At 62.1% G+C, this 6,199-nt stretch carries 3 protein-coding genes; all 3 read right to left on the bottom strand.

Features of this window, described 5'->3' with window-relative positions; all coding sequences use genetic code 11:
* The coding region (locus AUL36_RS11335) for an adenylate/guanylate cyclase domain-containing protein (RefSeq protein WP_062220597.1) at positions 1–1,169 on the bottom strand (1,169 nt) is incomplete at its 3' end.
* A gap of 255 nt (positions 1,170–1,424) precedes the next feature.
* Complete coding sequence (locus tag AUL36_RS11330) at positions 1,425–5,240, bottom strand: vitamin B12-dependent ribonucleotide reductase (protein ID WP_374700767.1); 3,816 nt, start codon at positions 5,238–5,240, stop codon at positions 1,425–1,427.
* A gap of 414 nt (positions 5,241–5,654) precedes the next feature.
* Entirely contained in the window at positions 5,655–6,152 is a 498-nt protein-coding gene (gene gpt, locus AUL36_RS11325) for a xanthine phosphoribosyltransferase (protein WP_058601037.1), read from the bottom strand.
* Between the last annotated feature and the right edge of the window lie 47 nt (positions 6,153–6,199).

Genomic DNA, 6,199 nt, shown 5'->3' with positions numbered 1-6,199 from the left:
AGATTGTCGATCGGCACGTCATTGGCCTCAAGCCGTTCCAGAGCCAAGTCGAACGAGCTGCGCAAAGCGCCCGAACAGATCGCGCCGGTCGAGATGGTCGCTTCCTCGTCCGTGTTGTGCGCGGTTCCTTCGAGTAGGTGACCGTGGATGCAGTCACCGATGAAGCGGACACGTCGACCACCGAAATCAGCCCACAGTACCCCATCGAGTTCCGCTCTAATCACGTGGAGACAGCGGACGATGTTCTGAGGATCGTCTTCGATGTGCGCGTTCACGTAGGCGGTGAAATTGTCGATGTCGGCATAGATGGAAACGGTATCCATGCGCTTGGAATTGCCAGGCGTCAGGAGATTGAAGTTCAAATCCCTCAAGGGCGGTGTGGCACGGGTGAAATTGTGGGCACCGATCGGGTGATCGTCGTTATCCTTCTTCCATTCGTTGACGATCGTTGTCTTGGAGACACCCAGGTCAGCAGCATCGACGGACTTCTGAATCTCCTGCGCGGTCAGGGCCGTCGTGCTGTCCTTGTTATCGCCGAGTTCGGGCAGGCCGATAGCGCGACGTGCGTCGTTGGTCAGGTAGATGCCAACGACTGAACCATTTGAGGCGAACTTTGCGGCCATGTTCGCCGCCTTGCCCAGGAAGAGCGGCTCTCGATATCCGTTTCGACCGTTGTTGACGGCGAGAGCCAGTCCCGTGTCGATCCCGACACGTACCTGGGCGCTCGGTACGTGACTGCTCTCGTCGCCCGTTTCGGCAAGAACCTCCGTCACCAGTTGCGCGATGGCTACTGCGCGGTGAACTCGGGTCGCTTCCTGCGCCGTTCCATACGGCTTGGCGACGATCGAATGGAGACGTTGGTTGTGGAAGTCGACACGCCGCGTGTCGGTGCGCGAAAGGATGCGGTGAACTGCTCGCTGGTGCAGATTCAGGAACCTGAGGGCCCGACGGTGAGCAGTGATCCCATCGATGCCGGTGGTGGCCAGGATGTCAGCGAAGTTCAGAATCTCGACGTAGAGGTGAGCCGCATCCATGCGGTACGCCTTGTTGGTGGGGATCGACGTTAGATCCGTCTCGCGCGTGTAATCAACGATCGTCACCGTTTCGACGTCGGAGATCCGGTCGTCGATCGATTTCCTGGCGCGATCATACTTCCAATTGTTGGCCATGCTTCCGTTCCTGCGCTTGCTCGTCCGCTTCGATGCGGCTTCCAGGGTCGTCCCAACCGGGCACTCAAGGCAGGGACCGGGATTCACGTTTCGTTCCAGTAAGTATCCCTGCGCGACCTAAGCCGCGCAGGTTTCTTTTGAATGAGGCCACTTGCTTTAATTAAACGGCACTAACGTTGATAACGTTGAGTTTTCTGCGGTTCGATGTGCAAACTTTGCTGGATTTCACACATAGTGACACAACGCTCTTGTGGGTCAGGAGCACCCGGATGTGCTTCCGCAGGTGTCACACTTCAGGCAGGTTCCGTTGCGCACCATGGTGAAGTTCGAGCATTCGGAGCAGCTGTCGCCGGTGTATCCTTTCATCAAGGCTTGGGCGCGGCGTTCGGCGCTGGTGGCCCTGGGGGCGGCTTCGACCCGGGAGACGTCGCGCTCGGACGCCCCGTAGGAGAGCGGGGACTCGAAGAGACCCTGCGCTGGAGATGTGTCCGCGATAGGGGCGGGTTCTGCGAGCGGAGCCGTCTCGTAATCGCGCTTGAACGCGGTCACCTGCGCGCCGCCCGAGCGGGCGAGCGGTGCTGCGGAGCGCGGCAGAACGGCCGTGACCACCGATCCGGTCGTCGCCTTCGCGACAGGGGCCGACAGCGTGCTGCCCGAACCCTGCGGATCGGACGAGGACACGAGGCGGAACTTCGAGGTCTGACCACGCACCATGCCGGCCGAAATCGGCAAGGGAGCGGGCTTGTCGCCTTCCACGCCGCGACCGATCGTCGAGGCGCTCAACTCTTCCGGCTGGACATGGGCGAGGTCGTGTCGGCCGAGATAGGAGACCGCCAGCTCGCGGAACACGTAGTCGAGGATCGACGTCGCGTTTTTGATCGCCTCGTTGCCCTGCACCATGCCGGCCGGTTCGAAGCGCGTGAAGGTGAAGGCCTCCACATATTCATCGAGCGGCACGCCGAACTGCAGGCCGAGCGAGATGGCGATGGCAAAATTGTTCATCATCGCGCGGAAGGCAGCGCCCTCTTTATGCATGTCGATGAAGATTTCGCCAAGACGCCCGTCGTCGAACTCGCCGGTGCGCAGATAGACCTTATGGCCGCCGACGATCGCCTTCTGCGTATAGCCCTTGCGGCGGTTCGGAAGCTTCTCGCGCTCGCGGATGACCTTCTCGACCACACGTTCGACGATCCGCTCGGCGATTTCCGTCGCCTTGGCAGCGGCCGGGGCGGCTGCGATGGCGGCTGCCGTCTCCTCGACCAGATCGTCCTCGTCCGTCTCGTCAGCGATCAGCGACGCGTTGAGCGGCTGGGAAAGCTTGGAGCCGTCGCGATAGAGGGCATTGGCCTTCAGCGCGAGCTTCCAGGACAGCATGTATGCGTTGGTGCAGTCCTCCACCGCCGCATCATTCGGCATGTTGATCGTCTTGGAGATCGCGCCGGAAATGAAGGGCTGCGACGCCGCCATCATGCGGATATGCGATTCCACCGAAAGCGAGCGCTTGCCGATGCGACCGCATGGGCTGGCGCAATCGAAGACCGGCAAGTGCTCAGCCTTCAGGAAAGGGGCGCCTTCCAGCGTCATCGCGCCGCAAACGTGAATGTTGGCGGCCTCGATGTCTTTCCGCGAGAAGCCGAGGAAGGGCAGGATCTCGAAGGAGAAATCGTTCAGCTGCTCGTCGGTGAGGCCGAGCACGTCCTTGCAGAAGGCTTCGCCCAGCGTCCACTTGTTGACTGCGAACTTGATGTCGAAGGCGCTCTTCAGCGCGCCGTTCAACGCCTCGATCTGCTCGTCGCCAAAGCCCTTGGCGCGCAGCGAGCCCGGATTGATGGCGGGCGCCTGGTTGATATTGCCGTGGCCGACCGCATAGGCCTCGATCTCGGCGATCTGTGCTTCGGAATAGCCGAGCGTGCGAAGAGCCTCGGGGACGGCGCGGTTGATGATCTTGAAGTAACCGCCACCGGCGAGCTTCTTGAACTTCACCAGCGCGAAGTCCGGCTCGATGCCCGTCGTATCGCAATCCATCACGAGGCCGATCGTGCCGGTAGGCGCGATGACGGAGACTTGCGCGTTGCGATAGCCATGCTTCTCGCCCAGTTCCTGCGCCAGCGCCCAGGCCTGCTTGGCGCGGGCCGAGAGGCGCTTGTCCTTCAGCGAGGAATGGTCGAGGGGAACCGGCTCGACGGCCAAGCCTTCATAGCCGTTGGCGAGGCCATGCGCGGCGCGCGAATGGTTGCGGATGACGCGCAGCATTCCTGCGGCATTGCGCTCGTAGTCGGGGAAGGGGCCGAGCTCGCGCGCCATTTCCGCCGATGTCGCATAGGCGACGCCGGTCATGATCGCCGACAACGCGCCGCAGATCGCCCGGCCCTCGGCGGAGGAATAGGGAATGCCGGCCGTCATCAGGAGGCCGCCGATATTGGCGAAACCCAGACCCAGCGTGCGATAGTCGTAGGAGCGCTGCGCGATCTCCTTCGACGGGAACTGCGCCATCAGCACGGAGACTTCGAGAACGACGGTCCAGAGACGGGTGGCGTGCTCATAGGCATCCACGTCGAACCGGCCGCCCGGCTCGCGGAACTGAAGCAGGTTCATGGACGCCAGATTGCAGGCCGTATCGTCCAGGAACATGTATTCCGAGCAGGGGTTCGACGCGTTGATCGCGCCGGCCGCCGCGCAGGTGTGCCAGTCGTTGATCGTCGTGTGGAACTGGATGCCGGGATCGGCCGAGGCCCAGGCCGCGTAACCGATCTTCTCCCAAAGCTCGCGCGCCTTGAGGGATTTGGTCACCTTGCCGGTGGTGCGAGCGATGAGATGGTGCTCGCCGTCCTGTTCGACCGCCTGAAGGAACTCGTCCGTGACGCGCACGGAATTGTTCGAGTTTTGACCGGCGACGGTCAGGTAGGCTTCGGAATCCCAGTCGGTGTTGTAGACCGGGAAGTCGATGTCCGTGTAGCCCTGCCGCGCGAACTGGATAACGCGCTTGATGTAGCTCTCGGGAACCTGGGCGCGCTTGGCGTCCTTTACAGCGCGCTTCAGCACCGGGTTCACGTTCGGGTCGAAGCATTCCTCGCCCGTGCCACCCTCGCAGTTCACGCAGGCCGACAGGATCAGCTTCAGGTGCTTGGAGACGATCTTGGAGCCGGTGACGAGCGCCGCCACCTTTTCCTCTTCGCGCACCTTCCAATCGATATAGGACTCGATGTCGGGGTGATCGATATCGACCACAACCATCTTGGCCGCGCGACGCGTCGTACCGCCCGACTTGATGGCGCCCGCCGCGCGGTCGCCGATCTTCAGGAAGCTCATGAGGCCGGAGGACTTGCCGCCGCCCGCCAGCTTCTCGCCTTCGCCGCGCAGCTGCGAAAAGTTCGAGCCGGTGCCCGAGCCGTATTTGAAGAGGCGCGCTTCGCGGACCCACAGGTCCATGATGCCGCCTTCGTTGACGAGATCGTCGGCGACGGACTGGATGAAGCAGGCATGCGGCTGCGGATGCTCGTAGGACGAGGCCGAGCGCGTCAGTTCACCGCTCTGATAATCGACATAGAAATGGCCCTGGCCGGGGCCGTCGATACCATAGGCCCAGTGCAGGCCGGTGTTGAACCATTGCGGCGAGTTCGGCGCGACCTTCTGGGTCGCGAGCATGAAGGCCAGTTCGTCACGGAAGGCGGCAGCGTCTTCTTCCGTCTGGAAGTAGCCGCCCTTCCAACCCCAATAGGTCCAGGTGCCGGAGAGGCGGTCGAAGACCTGACGCGCGTCCATCTCGGAGCCATAACGCTCGTCTTCGGGCAGGGCGGCGAGGGCGGTTTCGTCCGCTACCGAACGCCAGAGCCAGGAGGGTACGTCGTTCTCCTCAACCTTGCGAAGGGCCTTCGGAACACCGGCCTTGCGGAAATATTTCTGAGCCAGAATGTCGCTTGCGACCTGACTGAACTGTGCGGGCACGTCGATGTCGGCGAGGCGGAAGACGACGGAGCCATCCGGATTGCGGATTTCGCTCGTTGCCTTCCGGAACTCCACGCTGGCATAGGCGCCCTGGCCTGGCTTGGTGTAGCGCCGTTCGATCTTCAGGCCCATCGTCCTACTCCGATCAGGGAATGCCCGCCTGACGAACGCGCAAAAACGAGCGCCGACTCCAAGGCCGGCGCCGATCGCGAGGCCGAACGGCGGTATGATTCTCAGTTTGTGTTGGCTTCACTATATATGGTGTCGGTGCGGGCTGCGACCTACTGCCTGTAGTGAAACTTTAATATCCACAATCTCGCGTCAAAGGGTGTGGAAAGCGTAAAATTCGGAGCGGTCGAACGCTCACGGTCACGCGACTCAAAGCCTCATGGATCGTTCGGTTCCCTGCGCTATCGCTTATCCACAAGTTCGGTCGGATCGAGCGGTGGCTCCCAGACGGCCAAAAATAAACGCTGGCTCCCGGAGGAACCAGCGTTCGATAAAATTGGCTTGGAACAGGTGTGGATGCTGGGGAAAACCTCAGCCTGCCGAGCCCTTGGCGATGGGCGCCTGGAAGGTGAGGCCGAGATCCCAAGGAAAGAAAATCCAGGTGTCCTGGCTCACCTCGGTGATGAACGTATCCACCAGCGGCCGGCCCTTGGGCTTGGCATAGACCGTGGCGAAATGCGCCTTGGGCAGCATGGCGCGCACGAGCGCGGCCGTCTTGCCCGTATCGGTCAAGTCGTCGACGATCAGAATGCCTTCGCCGTCCTCTTCCCGCAGGATAGGGGAGATGTCTTTGAGAACCTGCAATTCGCCCTGCGTGTCGTAGTCGTGATAGGAGGCGATGCAGACCGTCTCGATCAACCGCGTGCCGAGCTCGCGCGCGATGATCGCGGCCGGCACGAGCCCGCCGCGCGTGATGCAGACAATCGCCTTCCACTCGCTGCGCAGACCCGCCAGACGCCAGGCGAGCGCCCGCGCGTCACGGTGGAACTGTTCCCAGGACACGGGAAAGGACTTGTCGGGCGTCGTCATGCTGATCTCCGAAGGGCTTACGCGCGTAAGCGGCGTGCGATAACGCC

Source organism: Aureimonas sp. D3 (assembly GCF_001463805.1).
Lineage (GTDB): Bacteria > Pseudomonadota > Alphaproteobacteria > Rhizobiales > Rhizobiaceae > Aureimonas > Aureimonas ureilytica_A.
The sequence above is the reverse complement of the archived record's forward strand: the minus strand, read 5'-3'. Positions and strand labels throughout refer to the sequence as shown.